This is a genomic window from Roseovarius sp. AK1035 (genome assembly GCF_003288315.1).
Lineage (GTDB): Bacteria > Pseudomonadota > Alphaproteobacteria > Rhodobacterales > Rhodobacteraceae > Roseovarius > Roseovarius mucosus_A.
Genome location: NZ_CP030099.1, coordinates 2558059 through 2573968, shown reverse-complemented (window position 1 = coordinate 2573968; position 15910 = coordinate 2558059). Strand labels below are relative to the sequence as shown.

Below are 15910 nucleotides of genomic sequence, written 5' to 3'. Positions count from 1 at the left end.
TTTGACGCCAGATGAAAGGCGCAACCGATCATTTCCCCTCAAGCCCGGTAAGGGCGGCGGCGAAATCTTGCGGATCGAAGGGGGCCAGATCGTCGATCTGTTCGCCCACGCCGATGGCATGGATCGGCAGGCCAAATTTATCCGCCAGCGCCACCAGCACACCGCCACGCGCGGTGCCATCGAGCTTGGTCATCACAAGGCCCGAGACATCGGCGAGTTTCTGGAAGGTTGCAACCTGGCTCAGGGCGTTTTGCCCCGTGGTGGCATCGAGAACCAGAAGGGTGTTATGCGGCGCTGAGGGATCTTTCTTGCGGATGACGCGCACGATCTTGGCCAGCTCTTCCATCAGGTCCGCGCGGTTCTGCAAGCGCCCGGCAGTGTCGATCATCAAGAGGTCCGCTCCCTCGGCCTCGGCGCGGGTCATGGCGTCAAAGGCAAGGCTGGCAGGGTCCGAGCCTTCGGGCGCGGTCATCACTGGCACACCGGCGCGCTGCCCCCAGACCTGCAACTGTTCGACAGCGGCGGCGCGAAACGTATCCCCGGCGGCGATCACCACGGATTTGCCTGCCCCCTTGAACTGGGCCGCGAGCTTGCCGATGGTTGTGGTCTTGCCCGAGCCGTTGACGCCCACAACCAGCACCACCTGCGGACGTTTGGCATAGATCGGCATAGGCCGCGCCACGGGTTCCATGATGCGGGCGATTTCCTGCGCCAAAAGTTCCTTGATCTCTTGGGTCGAAAGGCGTTTGCCCATGCGCCCCTCGGCCATATTGGCGGTCACGCGCAGCGCCGTGTCTACGCCCATATCTGCCGCGATCAGCAATTCCTCAAGGCTTTCAAGCATCGCGTCGTCGAGCACGCGGCGCGGGGCGCTGTCAGGCGCGGTGCGGCCAAGTAAACGGCCAAGGATGCCGGAACGCGGGGCAGCGGCGGGCAAATCCTGCGGCAGTTCGGGAGGGGGGGGCGGAGCGGTTCCTTCGGTCGGGGGCGCAGGCACCTCTTGCGGCGCGGGGGCCACAGGGGCCTCTTGCGGCGTAGGGGCTGGCACCTCTGACGGGGGCGGCGGGACCGAAGGCGGGGTCTCTGGTGGTGTTTGGGGTGGTGTTTGGGGTGTTCTGTCGGGCGTGCTCTCTTGGGCGCTCTCGTCGGCGCGCCCTTCGTCGACAATCGCCTCCAGACCCTCTTCGAGCTTGGAAGAGGATTTGAACAGCCGTTCCTTGAGTTTCGAGAAAAACGCCATGCGCCCTCCGATCCGCGTGTCAATCCTGACCTAATGCGGATCGGAGGGAGATGGAAGCCTGTGCATGGCTCAGATCTCGTCGGCGAAATGCTTCATCGTCAGACGGATGGGATTGGGCGCGGCCTGACCGAGACCGCAGATGCTGGCATCGGACATGGCGGTGCACAGCTCTGTCAGGAGCGGCTGATCCCAAGTGTCGGCCTGCATCAGCTTGACCGCCTTTTCACAGCCCACCCGGCAGGGGGTGCATTGCCCACAGCTTTCGTCCTCGAAGAAGCGCAGCATGTTGAGTGCCGCGTCACGCGCCCGGTCGTGATCCGAGAGCACCACCACAGCCGCCGACCCGATAAAGGTGCCATGCGGTTGCAGAGTGTCGAAATCGAGCGGAACGTCATGCATCGACGCCGGCAGAAGGCCGGAGGACGGACCGCCGGGCTGATAGGCCTTGAACGTATGCCCATCAAGCATGCCCCCCGCCGCCGCAATAATGTCGGTGATGGTGGAGCCTGCGGGCAGGAGGTGGACACCGGGGTTTTTCACGCGCCCCGATACGGAGTAAGAGCGAAGCCCCTTGCGGCCATTCAGCTCGACCGTATTCAGGATTTCCGGCCCCTCGCGCAGGATGCGCGTGACCCAAAGCAGCGTTTCGACGTTATTGACCAGCGTGGGGCGGTTGAAAATCCCCACCTGCGCCACGAATGGCGGGCGGTGGCGCGGCAGCCCACGCTTGCCCTCGATTGATTCGATCATCGCGCTTTCTTCGCCGCAGATATAGGCACCGGCGCCGCGACGCAGCTCGACATAGCCGGGCTTGATGAGATCTGCGGCTTCCAGTGCCGCAATCTCGGTGGCGAGGATATCGAGCACAGCGGGATATTCATCGCGCATGTAGATAAAGCAGCGCTCTGCCTCGACCGCCCAAGCGGCGATCAGCATGCCCTCAAGGAAGAGGTGCGGCGTGCGCTCGAGGTAATAGCGGTCCTTGAAGGTGCCCGGCTCGCCTTCGTCGCCATTGACAGCCAGATAGCGCGGGCCGGGTTCGGCGCGCACAAAGCCCCATTTGCGCCCCGAGGGGAAGCCCGCACCGCCAAGGCCGCGCAGACCCGCATCCAGCAGGGTTTGCTGCACGCGCTCGAATTCGGCATCGGCATTTCGTGTCGCGCGCAGATCGGCCAGCGTGGCATAGCCGCCAGCGGTGCGATAGGCATCGAGCGCCTCATAGGCGGGCACGTGGGCGTGCGTGTCGCCTGCGGCGACGGCAGCCAAGACGCTTTCGGGTGTGGCGTGGTCGATGTGATGATGGCCCAGTTCCACCACCGGGGCCGTATCACAACGCCCCATGCAGGGCGCGCGCAGGATGCGGACCTGCATGGGATCGGTGCCCTGCTCCAACGCGGATTTCAGCGCCTGCGCGCCTGCCAGCTCGCAGCTCAGCGAATCGCAGACGCGGATGGTGAGCGCGGGCGGCGGGGTCTCGCCTTCGCGGACCACGTCGAAATGCGCGTAAAAGCTGGCCACCTCATAGACTTCGGCCTGCGACAGGCGCAGCTCTTCGGCGAGCGCGCGCAGATGGGCCGCCGAGAGATGGCCGAATTTATCCTGAATACGGTGCAGATATTCGATCAAAAGGTCGCGGCGGCGCGGCCCCTCGCCCAAGAGCGCCTGAACCTCGGCCCAAGCGCCATCTTCAAGTTGGCGTCCCTTGGTGGTGCGACGGCCCTTGCCATCCCCGGATTTCCAGACGCCTTTGCGATCATCCAATGCCATTGCGATCATCCTCTTTCCCTGTTGCGACCGAACCTAGCGGGCCGGGATGGGGGTAGAGCCCTCAAAAACGACATTTGCACCACCATTCGCGTTGATTGGCCCCTGAATTGCGATGGGGTGCGGCAAGGAAACCCTGTGCGCGGCCCCTGCCCCGGTTTACACTGCGGGAAAACTTGGACCGCTCATGCCGCTTTTTTCGATTGCCGCAAGCCTGCCCCTGATCCTGACCGCGCTCGCCGCTCTGTGGGGCGGGGTGTGGGGCGTTTTGGCTTTGGGGACGATCACAGTGCTGGTGTTCACGCTGGACCGGGTGATTGCCGCGGACGGCAATACTCACCCGGAGGCCGAGTTTCCCGCCGCCGATGCGGTGTTGGTGGGGCTGGGGCTGGGGCATTTCGTGGTGCTGGCACTGGCGATCTGGGCGGTGGCGGGGGGCCATGATCTGAGTGGCACAGAGCGTGCCCTTGTGGCTTTGAGTGCAGGGCTGAGTATGGGCCAGATTTCGCATCCGGTGGCGCATGAGTTGATCCATCGCCCTGCCCGCGCCAAGCGGTGGCTGGGGCGGCTGATCTATACGTCGCTGCTGTTTGGTCACCATGTCAGCGCGCATTTGCGGGTGCATCACGTGCATGTCGCAAGCCCGGAAGACCCCAGCAGCGCGCGGCCCGGTGAAGGGTTTTACCGCTACGCCCTGCGCGCCTGGCCGGGGGCCTTTCAGGCGGGATTAAAGGCCGAATCGCGGCGTCACGCGGATCGACCGCTCTGGCAGCATCCCTATCTGATCTATCTGGGCGGGGCCGGGGCGCTTGTGAGTGCAACCGCGCTCAGCCTTGGGGCGGCCGGGGTGGCGGCGCTGTTCTTTATCGCGGGCTATGCGCAGGTGCAGATCCTGCTTTCGGATTATGTGCAGCACTATGGCCTGCGCCGGGCACAGCGCCAGGATGGGCGGCTTGAACCGGTTGGCCCGCAGCATTCCTGGAACGCGCCGCACGTGATGTCTGCCGCAATGACGCTGAACGCGCCGCGCCATTCCGATCACCACGTCACGCCGCAACGCCCCTATCCGGCGCTGCAACTTGACAGCGCCACCATGCCGGTTCTGCCGCAGTCCTTGCCGGTGATGGCCGTGCTGGCGCTTGTCCCACCGCTTTGGCGGCGCATCATGGACCCGCGCGCCGCACGTTGGCGCAAAACCTCTGGCGGGGCAGCACCCGATCTGGCAGGTTAAGCGCATGCGTGTCTTGCTTCTCTTCAGTCTTTTCTTTGCTGTCGCGGCCCCGGCTGTGGCGCAGATGACGGCAGCAGAATTCGATGCCTATACCCGCGGCCAGACCTTTTACTATGGTGCCGGTGGCGCGCCCTATGGCGGCGAGGAATATCTGCCCGACCGGCGCGTGCGCTGGTCCTTTCTGGATGGCGAGTGTCAGGACGGGCATTGGTATGAAGAACGCGGATTGATCTGCTTTGTCTATGACAACCGCCCCGAGCCGCAATGCTGGAGCTTTGAGCGCACCGATAAGGGGCTGATCGCCCGGTTCGCGGGGGACGAAAGCCTGTCAGAGCTTTACGAGGTCAGGCGGTCTGAGGCACCGCTGATGTGTCTGGGGCCAAAGATCGGGGTGTGAGCCTTGGCTTCTTTATGGTTCAAATACTCAAATCCCCGCCCTCTGCCTGCGCAACCCTAGAAAATCTTCCCCCTAGAAAGCCGGACCCCCATCGCCTAAGTTCTACCAAGACGTATGGAAACCGGCTGCGGGGGCGCCATGAGTGACACGGGACTTCAGAAGCTGGCGTTCCTGCTATTGGTGGCGCTGATCCTCTTTGTCGCCGCGACAGGGGGCGTGTGATGGCGCAGCGGTTTGGCGGCAAATACAGCCCCGATGGCGCGGACAAGGGCGCGCCCGTGCCAGACCATGGCGCGTTTCGTGGCGCGCGGCGGACGCGAGCGGGCGGGCGCGTGAACCTTTTGTTCTTTGCGCCCCTGCCATTGGCGGCGCGGGCCTTTGGCGCGGGCCCTGTTGAACTGGCGCTCAACCTTGCAGCGCTCGGCACGCTTCTCTTGGCGGCATGGCTCACCCGTGAGGGAATTCTGGCGCAAGAGGCCTATGAGGCGCGCAAGATCGCGCGGCGTCCGGCCATTCCACGCAAGATTTTTGCCTCGGGGCTGACAGGTCTTGGCCTTGGCCTTGCCGGTTATGCCAGTGGCGGCGGCGTCATGGAGCCGCTGATCTATGCCACGCTGGGGGCTGTGCTGCACAGTTTTGCCTTTGGCCTTGATCCGCTCAAGGACAAGGGGATGGAGGGCGTCGACAGTTTTCAGACCGATCGCGTCGCCCGCGTCGTTGATCAGGCCGAAGATTATCTGCGCGGCATGACCGAGGCGCTGAAACGCGCGGGCGACCGGCAGGCAGAAACCCGGTTGGAGCGGTTTCAGATCACGGTGCGCGATATGCTGCGCACGGTCGAGGATGACCCGCGCGATCTGACGGCAGCGCGCAAATATCTGGGCGTTTATCTGATGGGCGCGCGCGATGCGACGGTCAAGTTTGCCGATCTGCACGCCCGTGCCCCCAACCCCGCCGCACGCGACAAATATCTCGCGCTCTTGGGCGATCTTGAGCAGAATTTCACCGCCAAAACCCGCGCGCTGATGCAGGATAGCAGCACCGATCTTGATATCGAGATCGACGTGTTGCGTGACCGGCTGGAGCGCGAGGGCGTTCACCTTGAAACCAAAGATTTAGCGTAAGAGGACGAAACCCATGTCAGAGACCACCCGTCAAAAGGCCGAAGCCGTACTGAAGGATGTCGAGGCCGTGAGCCGCGCGGTTCTGCCCGTACCCTCAGAGGCCAATGCCATCGTGCCGCTGGATCAAGCCGACGCGCCGCAAAGCGCCGAGATCACCCGCCGCATGGCCGAAATCGACATGGGCGATACGCAATCCATCGTCTCGTTCGGCTCTGCCGCGCAGGCGGAATTGCAGGAAATCTCGCAATCGATGCTGCAAGGTGTGCGCAACAAGGATGTGGGGCCTGCGGGCGATAGCCTGCGCGGGATCGTGACGACAATTCGCGGCTTTGCGGTGTCGGAACTCGATGTGCGGCGCGAACGGTCGTGGTGGGAAAAACTGCTGGGCCGCGCTGCGCCCTTTGCCAAGTTCACGGCCCGGTTCGAGCAGGTGCAAGGGCAGATCGACAAGATCACCGATGACCTTTTGGCGCATGAGCACACGCTCTTGAAAGACATCAAGTCGCTCGACATGCTCTATGAAAAGACACTCGCGTTTTATGATGAGCTGGCGCTTTACATCGCGGCGGGCGAGGCCAAGCTCAAGGATATCGACACCAACGACATCCCCGCCGCAGAGGCCGCCGTTCAGGCCGCGCCCGAGAATGATCAGGTGATGAAGGCGCAGGAACTCCGCGATCTGCGGGCCGCGCGCGACGATCTGGAGCGGCGGGTGCATGACCTCAAGCTGACGCGCCAGGTGACGATGCAATCTTTGCCGTCAATCCGGCTGGTGCAGGAGAATGACAAAAGCCTTGTGACCAAGATCAACTCGACCCTCGTCAACACGGTTCCGCTGTGGGAAACGCAACTGGCGCAGGCGGTGACGATCCAGCGTTCCGCAGAGGCGGCGGCCGCCGTGCGCGATGCCAATGACCTTACAAATGAATTGCTGACCGCCAATGCCAAGAACCTGCGCGAGAGCAACAAGATGATCCGGCAGGAAATGGAGCGTGGCGTGTTTGATATCGAGGCCGTCAAACAAGCCAATGCCGATCTGATTGGGACCATTCAAGAGAGCCTGCAAATCGCCGACGAAGGCAAGGCCAAGCGGGCTAAGGCCGAAGAAGAGTTGAAAAAGATGGAGGCCGATTTGCGGGATACGCTGGCCTCGGCCAAGGCGCGGCGCGATGGGGTGGGCGACACGGCAGGCACCGCCGTGCCCAAAGGCTAAAACGGCCATGCAGGGTTTGCGGGCGAGCGGGGGGATAGTGGGGCTGGCGCTGATGGTGCTGGCGGGATGTGACGCGCCTGCACCGCCCGCAACCTCGGCGCGCCCATCAGTGCGACCCATCGTTGCCCCGCCCGAGGTGGCGCCCGGACCCTCGGCCAATAGTCTTGCGCTGGCCAGCTATTACCAAAGGGTCGAGTCCGATTTGCTCAGTCGTGGGCTTTTGCGGCGCGACGGCGGTGGACCGGACACGCCCTTTACTGACACGGATGTGATGCGCAATTTCGAGCGGATCGCGTTTTATGACGAGTATCAGCAGGGTGCGGGCTATCGCCCGTCCTCGGGGCGTGCGGGGGGCCTGCGCAAATGGGTGGGCCCGGTGCGGATGAATGTGGAATTCGGTGCCTCTGTGCCAGAGGCGCAGCAGGCCGACGATCGCCGTCTGGTCGCCGATTATGCCGCGCGGCTGGCCCGTGTCACCCGCCACCCGATCAGCGCAGGCGGGGGGGCTGCGAATTTTCATGTGCTGTTCATGGGCGAAGATGATCGCGACGCCATGCTTGCCCGTATCCGTCAGCTTGCGCCCGAGGCCGGGCCAAACACCATTGGCATTTTTCGCGACATGCCGCGCACCATTCATTGTCTCGTGGTGGCCTTTTCAGGGCAAGGCGAGGATCATGTCTATCGCCGCGCGATCGCCCTTATCCGGGCTGAACACCCGCCCTTGATGCGCCAATCCTGCGTGCATGAGGAATTGGCGCAAGGGCTTGGCCTTGCGGATGATTTCCCCGGCGCGCGCCCGTCGATTTTCAACGATGACGACGAATTTGCCCTGCTGACCAGTCAGGATGAAGAACTGCTCTGGCTGCTGTATCACCCAGACCTCAAACCCGGCATGACCCCCGACGAGGCCCGCCCCATCCTGCGCCGCTTGCTCGATGCGCGGGCGGGCGGGCCGGTCTGATCCCCCGATTATCCGATTACAGGAGTATCCCGATGCCCATCTTCGATTTCCTCTCCGGCCAGTTCATCGACGTCATTCACTGGACCGATGATACCCGCGACACGATGGTCTGGCGGTTCGAGCGCGAGGGCCATGAGATCAAATATGGCGCCAAGCTGACGGTGCGCGAGGGGCAGGCGGCGGTGTTTGTCCATGAGGGGCAATTGGCCGATGTCTTTACCCCCGGTCTCTATATGCTCGAGACCAACAACATGCCCGTGATGACCAGCCTGCAACATTGGGATCACGGCTTTAAATCGCCCTTCAAATCCGAGATTTATTTTATCTCGACGACGCGGTTCAACAATCTGAAATGGGGCACCAAGAATCCGATCATGCTGCGTGATCCGGAATTTGGGCCGACCCGCATCCGCGCCTTTGGCACTTATACGGTGCGGGTGGCGGATGCCGCGAAATTCCTGAGCGAGATTGTCGGCACCGATGGCGAATTCACCATGGACGAAATCAGTTTCCAGATCCGCAATATCATCGTGCAGGCCTTTTCGCGCATCATCGCCGGAAGCGGTATCCCGGTGCTCGACATGGCTGCCAATACCGCCGATCTGGGCAAGCTGGTTGCAGGTGAGATTTCTGCCGTGGTGGCCGAATATGGCCTCAGCATCCCCGAGTTTTACATCGAGAATATCTCGCTTCCGCCCGAGGTTGAGGCGGCGCTGGACAAGCGCACCTCGATGGGGATTGCCGGTGATCTGGGCCGCTTTACCCAGTATTCAGCAGCCGAAGCGATGACCGCCGCCGCCAAGAACCCAAGCGGTGGGGCGGGCATTGGCGCGGGGTTGGGCATGGGGATGGGCATGGCCATGGCACAGCAGATGGCGGATCAGGGGCCTTGGGGCGCGCGCCCTGCCCCCGCCTCCGCGCCCCAAAGCCCACCGCCGCCACCCGTGGAACATGTCTGGCATATTGCCGAAAACGGCCAGACCCATGGCCCCTATTCCAAGGCCTCGATGGGGCGGATGGTGACGGATGGCAAACTGACACGCGACAGCCATGTCTGGACCGCTGGGCAGGATGGCTGGAAACGGGCCGAGGATGTGACGGAACTGGCCACGCTTTTTACCGTGATGCCGCCACCGCCGCCGGGTGCGTGATCCATGCGCCGGAGCCTGACAATCACGCTGCACTGGCTGAACCTGATGCTTTTGCTGTTCGTGCTGGGCGATGGCGGGGCGACAGTGTGGTTATCGCTGGCCTATGCGGCCTCGGCGCTTGGCATGTGTGCGCTGGCGCTGGTGTTTGGCCTGATGAGCGGGCCGGGGCCAAAGCTGACGGGGGCGGTGCGCGCCCTGCACCCGTGGTTGCATCGCGCGCTCTACCTGCTTTTGGCTTGGGGGGCGGTGGCGCTGGCGGCAGAGGCGATGGGCCATGCGTTGCCCGGCCCCGAGGCGCGCAAGCTGCTCTTGGCGCTTTTGGCGGCCACGGCGCTGCATGCCACCTTTAATCTCTGGCGGCACACGGCGCTGGGGGACGGGGCCTTGCGCCGCATCACCCCGCGCGCCGTGCATCATATTCTGTGAGCCAAATGCAAAATACCCCGCCCCCCGCGCCTGTCACGACCGAAACCCAGCACCGTTTTCCCTGTGTCAGTTGCGGTGCCGATTACCGCTATGATCCGGGGCAAAACCATCTGATCTGCGACCATTGCGGCGATATTCATGCCATCGTGGCGGGGGGGCCATGGAAAGGCGGGATCAAGGAGTTGGACTTTGAGCGCGCCCTGCGCGATCAACTGCCCGCGCAAGAGATGGAGGAGGTCCGCAGCACCACCTGCACAAGCTGCGGTGCGCAGGTGGAACTGGGCGCCGATACCCATGCCGCCGAATGCCCGTTCTGCGCCTCGCCGGTTGTGACCGATACAGGTGCGCACCGCCATATCAAGCCACGCGCCCTTTTGCCCTTTGCACTGGACGAGGCCACGGCACGCCGCGCCATGACCGATTGGCTGGGGCGGCTGTGGTTCGCGCCCAATGGCCTGCAGGATTACGCCCGCAAGGGGCGGCGGATGGAGGGCATCTATGTGCCCTACTGGACCTTTGACGCCGATACCAAATCCACCTACAGGGGCGCGCGTGGCACGGTTTATTACGAGAGTCAGACGATCGTCCGGGATGGCAAGCGCCAGACGGTGCAGGTGCCGAAAATCCGCTGGGCCCCCGCCTCGGGGCGGGTAGCGCGGTTTTTTGACGATGTGCTGGTGCTGGCCTCTACCTCTTTGCCCAAGCGGTTTACCGAGGCGCTGGAGCCTTGGGATCTGGCGGCGCTGGTGCCCTACAGCCCTGAATACCTTGCCGGGTTTCGGGCCGAGGGCTATCGCGTCGAATTGGAACACGGGTTTGTCGAGGCGCGCGTGCGGATGGATGCGATCATCGCCCGCGATGTGCGGTTTGACATCGGCGGCGACCGCCAGCAGATCCACGAAATCGACACCGAAGTCAGCGACGTCACGTTCAAGCATATCCTGCTGCCGGTCTGGCTTGCGGCGTATAAATATCGGGGCGAGACCTATCGCTTCGTGGTTAATGGCCGGACCGGACGGGTGCAGGGCGAACGCCCGTGGTCGGCCTGGAAGATCGCGGTTGCCGTGGTCTTTGGGGCGCTCATCGCAGGGGCAGTGGGCTATCTCATCGCTCTGGAGCAGGGTGTTTTGTGAGGCACAACTGGCGGAAAACCGCCGGGCAGGGCATGGATAAGCCGCAAAACTCGCCCTATGATGCCCGGTCAAGGCCATGGGCCTGATGGATCTAGGCCGGGCAAGGACATCGCGGAATGACGGACAATTTTGAAACTTTACAGGGGCTGTTGCAGGCCCGCCATTCCTGTCGCGCATTTCGGCCCGATCCGGTGTCCGACGAAACCATCCTCCAGATCGTCACCGCCGCAGGCCGCGCGCCGTCATGGTGCAATGCGCAGCCCTGGCGCGTGACCGTCACGCGAGGGGCTGAGACCGAGCGCTTTCGTGACGCCCTGCTCGCGGCGGTGCAGAATGATCACCCCGGCCCAGACCTGCCCTGGCCCGAAAGCTATCCCGGCGCACATGGCGCGCGGCGGCGCGAGTGCGGCCTACAGCTCTATGAGGCGGCAGGGATTGCCCGCAACGACCGCGCCGGGCGGGCCGAGCAATCCATGCAGAATTATCACCTGTTTGGTGCACCGCATGTGGCGATTGTGCAGTCCGAGGCGGCCCTTGGCCCCTATGGTGCCATGGACACGGGCGGGTTTGTCACAGCCTTCATGCTGACGGCGACGGCCTTGGGGGTGGGCACGATTGCGCAAGCCTCTGTCGCGGCCTATGCGCCGATGATCCGCGCGCATTTCGACCTGCCCGAAAGCCGGTTGATCCTCTGCGCGATCTCGTTTGGCTTGCCCGATATGGACCACCCCACCAATACCTTTCGCACCAGCCGGGCGGGATTGGACGAGGTTCTCGATCTGCGCGGCTGAGTGCGGCTAGTCCCGGAGGTTTCCCAATGCGCGCCCTTTTGCAACGTGTTTCCGAGGCCTCTGTCGCGGTCGAGGGCGAGGTCATCGGTCAATGCGGGCGGGGCCTTTTGATCCTTGTCTGTGCCATGCAGGGCGATACCGAGGACAACGCAGAGCGGTTGGCGGCCAAGATTGCCAAACTGCGCATCTTTCCCGATGAGGCAGGCAAGATGAACCGCTGTTTGACCGACATCGACGGCAGCGTTCTGGTGATCAGCCAGTTCACACTGGCTGCCGATACCTCGCGCGGCAATCGGCCCGGGTTTTCAACCGCCGCAGATCCCGAGACCGGGCAACAGCTCTATCTGCATTTCGCCAAGCAGTTTGCACAGCATCATATTCCCACTGAACTGGGAAAGTTCGGGGCGGATATGAAAGTATCCTTGGTCAATGACGGGCCGGTGACGATCTGGATGGAGGGCTGAGGGCCCTCCCCTTAGCGCAATTTCAGCGTCGCCAAGCCAATCATCGCCAGAATAAGCGCGATGATCCAGAATCGGATGACGATCTGCGGTTCGGCCCAGCCCTTTTTCTCGTAGTGGTGATGGATCGGGGCCATTAGAAACACCCGCTTGCCGGTGCGTTTGAAATAGAGCACCTGAATGATGACCGAAAGCGCCTCGACCACGAAGAGGCCGCCGACGATGCCCAGCACCAGCTCGTGTTTGGTGACGACGGCAATCGCCCCCAGCGCGCCGCCCAAGGCCAACGAGCCGGTATCGCCCATGAACACAGCGGCAGGCGGGGCGTTATACCATAGAAATCCCAGACCGCCGCCGACCAGACCGGCAACAAAGATCAGGATTTCACCCGTGCCCGGCACGTAATGCAGCCCGAGATAATCGGTGAAATCGACCCGCCCCACCGTATAGGCGATGACGCCTAGGGCCGACGAGGCAATCATCACCGGCATGATCGCCAGACCGTCAAGACCATCGGTGAGGTTGACCGCATTGGCAGCGCCAACGATCACGAACATCGCAAAGGGGATAAAGAGAAAGCCGAGGTTGATCAGCACATCCTTGAACACCGGCAGCGCCAGTTGATATTGCAATTCGGACGGATGATTGAGCCCCGCCCAATAAGCAGCGATGAGCGCGATGAGAAACCCAAGCCCCAGCCGCACCCGGCTAGAGACGCCCTTGACGTTTTGCTTGCTGACCTTGGCGTAGTCGTCGGCAAATCCGATGAGAGCAAAGGACAGCGTCACGAAGAGAACAAGCCAGACATAAGGATTGTCGAGCCGCGCCCAAAGCAGGGTCGAGGTGACAAGTGCGCCCACAATCAGCAGGCCCCCCATGGTGGGCGTGCCCGCCTTGGAAAAATGCCCTTCGGGGCCATCGCTGCGAATGGGCTGGCCTTTGCCTTGGCGCTTGCGCAGGACCATGATCAGGGGCGCGCCGAACAGAAAGCCAAAGATCAGCGCCGTCATAAAGGCACCGCCTGCGCGAAAGGTGATGTAGCGGAAGAGATTGAAGAAATCCCCGCCATCCGACCAGATGGTGAGCCAATAGAGCATTAGACTTGTCCTTCTTCTGTCACCCGGCCCACGCGCCGCAGCGCCTCGACCACAAGGCTCACCCGGCTGCCCTTGGAACCCTTTACCAATACCACATCGCCTGCGTCGATCAGCCGGTGCGCCTGCGCTGCCAGCTCTTCGGCGCTGGCCACCCAACGACCGCGCCGCGCCTCTGGCAGAATATCCCACAGGGCGCGCATACGGGGACCAACGCAGTGGATTTCGTTTATCCGCGCCATATAGGGCAGATCAGCCAATCCTGCGTGCATTGCGGCCTCATCCGGCCCAAGTTCCAGCATGTCGCCCAGAATGGCGATCCTGCGCCCGCGCGACACGCGGCCCACACCATCCCGCGGGTGCGCCGCCGCCAGCACTTCGAGCGCGGCGGCCATAGAGGTCGGATTGGCGTTGAACGCATCGTCGATCAGGTCAATGCTCATCCCGTCGCTGGCCAGATCAAGCACCAGCTCTTCGCGGGTGCCGCGCCCGGCGGGGGGGGCCCAACTGGCCAGATCAGCCATGGCCACGGCCCGGTCACAGCCCAGCACCTGCGCCACCGCCAAAACGGCCAGCGCGTTCATTGCAAAATGCCGCCCCGGCACGCCCACCTTGTAAACCAGCGGCGAGCGCCATGCGCGGGCGTGGCCCACGGTCACGTGGTCATGCAGTTCGACGTTGAGCAGGCGGTGATGCGCACCGCGCGCGGTGCCAAAGCTGAGGATGCGCGCCGCATGCTGCGCAGCCTTGGCGCGCAAAATGGGCGTGGTCGCGATGTCGGCGTTGATCACCGCCACGCCCCCCGGCTCTAACCCTTCAAAAATGCTGGCCTTTTCTTTGGCGATGCCGTCGATATTCTCGAACGCTTCAAGATGTGCAGCGGCGACGGTGGTGATCACCGCCACATGCGGCCGCGCCATACACGCCAGAGGGGCAATCTCACCGGGGTGGTTCATGCCGATTTCGATCACGGCAAACTCTGTATCCACCGGCATCCGCGCCAGCGTAAGCGGCACGCCCCAGTGATTGTTGTAACTGGCCTCGGCGGCATGGGTGCGGCCTTGATGGCCCAACACATCGCGCAGCATTTCCTTGGTCGAGGTTTTGCCAACCGATCCCGTCACGGCCACAACGCGGGCCTCCGAGCGGGCACGCGCCGCACGGCCCAGATCCTCAAGCCCCTTTTGCACATCCTCAACAATCAACAGCGGGGCCTCGGCGGGCAGGCCTTCGGGGATGCGCGACACCAGCGCCGCCGCAGCCCCCTTGGCCAGCGCCTGCGCCACAAATTCATGCCCGTCGCGGGCCGCGTTGAGCGCCACGAAGAGATCGCCGGGTTTGAGGGTGCGGGTATCAATGGATACGCCGGTCGCCTGCCAGTCGGCTGTGCTACGCCCCTGCGTCGCGGCTACCGCTTCTTTTGCTGACCAAAGGCTCATGCCCGCCCCCCATCAAGCAGCGTGACCGCAATGCTCGCCTGTTCCACATCATTAAAGGGCAGCACATCGTCGCCAACGATCTGCCCGGTCTCATGGCCTTTGCCGCAGATGAGCAGCGCATCGCCCGGTCCAAGCGCATCGACGCCGCGCAGGATCGCCTCGGCGCGGTCGCCCACGTCGGTGGCCTTGGGGCAGCCCTGCATCACGGCGGCACGAATGCTGGCCGGGTTCTCAGAGCGGGGATTGTCATCGGTCACGATCACGCGGTCGGCATGGGCCGCCGCCGCCTGCCCCATCAAGGGCCGCTTGGCGCGGTCGCGGTCGCCGCCCGCGCCCACGATGGCGATAAGCCGTCCCATCACATGCGGGCGCAGTGCCTTGATCGCGGTCGCCACGGCATCGGGGGTATGGGCGTAGTCAACAAACACCGCCGCCCCATTGTCGCGCGTTGCCGCCAGCTGCATGCGCCCACGCACGGTGCGCATATCCGGCAAAACCTCGAACACCTGTTCGGCATCGGCGCCGGCACCGATCACAAGCCCTGCCGCCAATAGCACATTTTCGGCCTGAAACCCGCCGATAAGATCGAGGCGCAGTTGATTGACCTCATCCTCCCATTCAAAGCGCAGCACCTGGCCTGTTGCGTCAAAGCGTTGCGCGATGAGGCGCAGATCGGCCCCCGGCGCACGCCCGACGGTGATCAGGTCCTGCCCACGCTCGGTGGCGATGGCCGCCATTTCGGCCCCGCGCGGATCGTCGATATTGATCACCGCCACGCCATCCTCGGGCAGCACGCGGGCGAACAGCCCCGCCTTGGCGGCAAAATACTCGTCAAAGCTGGCGTGGTAATCCAAGTGATCCTGCGTGAAATTGGTAAATCCCGCCGCCATCAGATGCACGCCGTCGAGACGCCGTTGCGCAAGGCCGTGCGAGGAGGCCTCCATCGCGCCATGGGTCACACCCGCAACCTCACATTTGGCCAGCATCCGGTGCAGGGTGATCGGCTCTGGCGTCGTATGGCCCAAGGGCGCGCTATAGGCCCCTTCGACCCCCGTTGTGCCCAGATTGACGGCGGCAAGGCCCATCCGCTCCCAGATTTGTCGGGTAAAGGTGGCCACCGATGTCTTGCCGTTGGTGCCAGTCACGGCGATCATGGTTTCCGGCTGCGCGCCGAACCAAAGAGCGGCCGCAAAGGCCAGCGTCTGACGCGGATCTTCTGCCACGACGAGGGCGGCATCGCTGAGGCTCAGGAAATCCTGCGCCAGCCGCGCGCCGGTGGCATCCGTCAGGATCGCCCCTGCCCCTTGGCGCAGCGCGTATTGGATAAACTCGGCCCCATGCACCGTTGTGCCCGGCAAGGCAGCAAAGAGAAAGCCCGGCTTTACCTCGCGGCTATCCACCGCCAACCCTGTGATATTGGCTTGACGCCCGGCTTGGGCTGTCAGTCCCAAAGCCGCCAATGTTTTGATCTGCCCCACCGCACTG

General features: G+C 63.4%; 15 protein-coding genes. 10 read left to right on the top strand and 5 right to left on the bottom strand.

The features are described 5' to 3' along the window. Window positions 1-28 precede the first annotated feature (28 nt). Together ftsY and RAK1035_RS12280 are read right to left on the bottom strand one after the other, a co-directional pair. A complete protein-coding gene (gene ftsY / locus RAK1035_RS12285; protein WP_008280323.1) occupies window positions 29-1240 on the bottom strand; it encodes a signal recognition particle-docking protein FtsY in 1212 nt (403 codons plus the stop codon). 69 nt (window positions 1241-1309) lie between these two features. Next, the gene (locus tag RAK1035_RS12280; RefSeq protein ID WP_198133570.1) at window positions 1310-3007 is read right to left on the bottom strand and encodes an NAD(P)H-dependent oxidoreductase subunit E; all 1698 of its coding nucleotides are present in this window, start codon (window positions 3005-3007) and stop codon (window positions 1310-1312) included. A gap of 184 nt (window positions 3008-3191) precedes the next feature. Between RAK1035_RS12280 and RAK1035_RS12275 the strand changes: the two genes are divergently transcribed. The 10 genes from RAK1035_RS12275 (at window position 3192) to dtd (ending at window position 11895) form a co-directional block, all read left to right on the top strand. Beyond that, window positions 3192-4235 carry an alkane 1-monooxygenase gene (locus RAK1035_RS12275; protein ID WP_037297393.1) on the top strand — a complete coding sequence of 348 codons (1044 nt, stop codon included), beginning with the start codon at window positions 3192-3194 and terminating at the stop codon, window positions 4233-4235. 4 nt (window positions 4236-4239) lie between these two features. After that, complete coding sequence (locus RAK1035_RS12270) at window positions 4240-4632, top strand: hypothetical protein (RefSeq protein ID WP_008280319.1); 393 nt, start codon at window positions 4240-4242, stop codon at window positions 4630-4632. Between the two features lie 221 nt (window positions 4633-4853). Next, on the top strand, window positions 4854-5756 hold the full coding sequence (locus RAK1035_RS12265) for a 5-bromo-4-chloroindolyl phosphate hydrolysis family protein (RefSeq protein WP_008280317.1): 903 nt from the start codon (window positions 4854-4856) through the stop codon (window positions 5754-5756). Window positions 5757-5769: 13 nt separating this feature from the next. Next, window positions 5770-6969, top strand: a complete 1200-nt coding sequence (locus tag RAK1035_RS12260) for a toxic anion resistance protein (protein ID WP_008280316.1) — start codon at window positions 5770-5772, stop codon at window positions 6967-6969. 7 nt (window positions 6970-6976) lie between these two features. Next, window positions 6977-7930 carry a DUF2927 domain-containing protein gene (locus RAK1035_RS12255; RefSeq protein WP_441346846.1) on the top strand — a complete coding sequence of 318 codons (954 nt, stop codon included), beginning with the start codon at window positions 6977-6979 and terminating at the stop codon, window positions 7928-7930. Window positions 7931-7962: 32 nt separating this feature from the next. After that, window positions 7963-9081, top strand: a complete 1119-nt coding sequence (locus RAK1035_RS12250) for an SPFH domain-containing protein (protein ID WP_008280314.1) — start codon at window positions 7963-7965, stop codon at window positions 9079-9081. 3 nt (window positions 9082-9084) lie between these two features. Beyond that, window positions 9085-9507: a hypothetical protein gene (locus RAK1035_RS12245; RefSeq protein ID WP_008280313.1), complete on the top strand. Its 423-nt coding sequence runs from the start codon at window positions 9085-9087 to the stop codon at window positions 9505-9507. 5 nt (window positions 9508-9512) lie between these two features. Further along, a complete protein-coding gene (locus RAK1035_RS12240) occupies window positions 9513-10640 on the top strand; it encodes a hypothetical protein (RefSeq protein WP_008280312.1) in 1128 nt (375 codons plus the stop codon). Window positions 10641-10756: 116 nt separating this feature from the next. After that, window positions 10757-11431, top strand: coding sequence for a nitroreductase (locus RAK1035_RS12235; protein WP_008280311.1), 675 nt, complete (start codon window positions 10757-10759; stop codon window positions 11429-11431). 26 nt (window positions 11432-11457) lie between these two features. Beyond that, window positions 11458-11895, top strand: coding sequence for a D-aminoacyl-tRNA deacylase (gene dtd / locus RAK1035_RS12230; RefSeq protein WP_008280310.1), 438 nt, complete (start codon window positions 11458-11460; stop codon window positions 11893-11895). Between the two features lie 11 nt (window positions 11896-11906). On the opposite strand, the gene mraY is transcribed toward dtd, so the two are convergent. From mraY to RAK1035_RS12215, 3 genes are read right to left on the bottom strand one after another with little or no spacing between them, the layout of a single operon-like run. Next, window positions 11907-12989 carry a phospho-N-acetylmuramoyl-pentapeptide-transferase gene (gene mraY, locus RAK1035_RS12225; protein ID WP_008280309.1) on the bottom strand — a complete coding sequence of 361 codons (1083 nt, stop codon included), beginning with the start codon at window positions 12987-12989 and terminating at the stop codon, window positions 11907-11909. Beyond that, window positions 12989-14425, bottom strand: a complete 1437-nt coding sequence (locus tag RAK1035_RS12220) for a UDP-N-acetylmuramoyl-tripeptide--D-alanyl-D-alanine ligase (RefSeq protein ID WP_008280308.1) — start codon at window positions 14423-14425, stop codon at window positions 12989-12991. The genes mraY and RAK1035_RS12220 overlap by 1 nt, the downstream gene beginning before the upstream one ends. Beyond that, window positions 14422-15903 carry a UDP-N-acetylmuramoyl-L-alanyl-D-glutamate--2,6-diaminopimelate ligase gene (locus RAK1035_RS12215; RefSeq protein ID WP_008280307.1) on the bottom strand — a complete coding sequence of 494 codons (1482 nt, stop codon included), beginning with the start codon at window positions 15901-15903 and terminating at the stop codon, window positions 14422-14424. Before RAK1035_RS12215 ends, RAK1035_RS12220 begins: the two co-directional genes overlap by 4 nt. Window positions 15904-15910: the final 7 nt, after the last annotated feature.

Bases quoted from the DNA above. Each gene is read 5' to 3' on its own strand.
- RAK1035_RS12280 (WP_198133570.1), bottom strand. From the start codon at position 3,007: ATGGCATTGGATGATCGCAAAGGCGTCTGGAAATCCGGGGATGGCAAG.
- ftsY (WP_008280323.1), bottom strand. From the start codon at position 1,240: ATGGCGTTTTTCTCGAAACTCAAGGAACGGCTGTTCAAATCCTCTTCC.
- RAK1035_RS12260 (WP_008280316.1), top strand. From the start codon at position 5,770: ATGTCAGAGACCACCCGTCAAAAGGCCGAAGCCGTACTGAAGGATGTC.
- RAK1035_RS12220 (WP_008280308.1), bottom strand. From the start codon at position 14,425: ATGAGCCTTTGGTCAGCAAAAGAAGCGGTAGCCGCGACGCAGGGGCGT.
- mraY (WP_008280309.1), bottom strand. From the start codon at position 12,989: ATGCTCTATTGGCTCACCATCTGGTCGGATGGCGGGGATTTCTTCAAT.
- RAK1035_RS12240 (WP_008280312.1), top strand. From the start codon at position 9,513: ATGCAAAATACCCCGCCCCCCGCGCCTGTCACGACCGAAACCCAGCAC.
- dtd (WP_008280310.1), top strand. From the start codon at position 11,458: ATGCGCGCCCTTTTGCAACGTGTTTCCGAGGCCTCTGTCGCGGTCGAG.
- RAK1035_RS12275 (WP_037297393.1), top strand. From the start codon at position 3,192: ATGCCGCTTTTTTCGATTGCCGCAAGCCTGCCCCTGATCCTGACCGCG.
- RAK1035_RS12245 (WP_008280313.1), top strand. From the start codon at position 9,085: ATGCGCCGGAGCCTGACAATCACGCTGCACTGGCTGAACCTGATGCTT.
- RAK1035_RS12270 (WP_008280319.1), top strand. From the start codon at position 4,240: ATGCGTGTCTTGCTTCTCTTCAGTCTTTTCTTTGCTGTCGCGGCCCCG.
- RAK1035_RS12265 (WP_008280317.1), top strand. From the start codon at position 4,854: ATGGCGCAGCGGTTTGGCGGCAAATACAGCCCCGATGGCGCGGACAAG.
- RAK1035_RS12255 (WP_441346846.1), top strand. From the start codon at position 6,977: ATGCAGGGTTTGCGGGCGAGCGGGGGGATAGTGGGGCTGGCGCTGATG.
- RAK1035_RS12235 (WP_008280311.1), top strand. From the start codon at position 10,757: ATGACGGACAATTTTGAAACTTTACAGGGGCTGTTGCAGGCCCGCCAT.
- RAK1035_RS12250 (WP_008280314.1), top strand. From the start codon at position 7,963: ATGCCCATCTTCGATTTCCTCTCCGGCCAGTTCATCGACGTCATTCAC.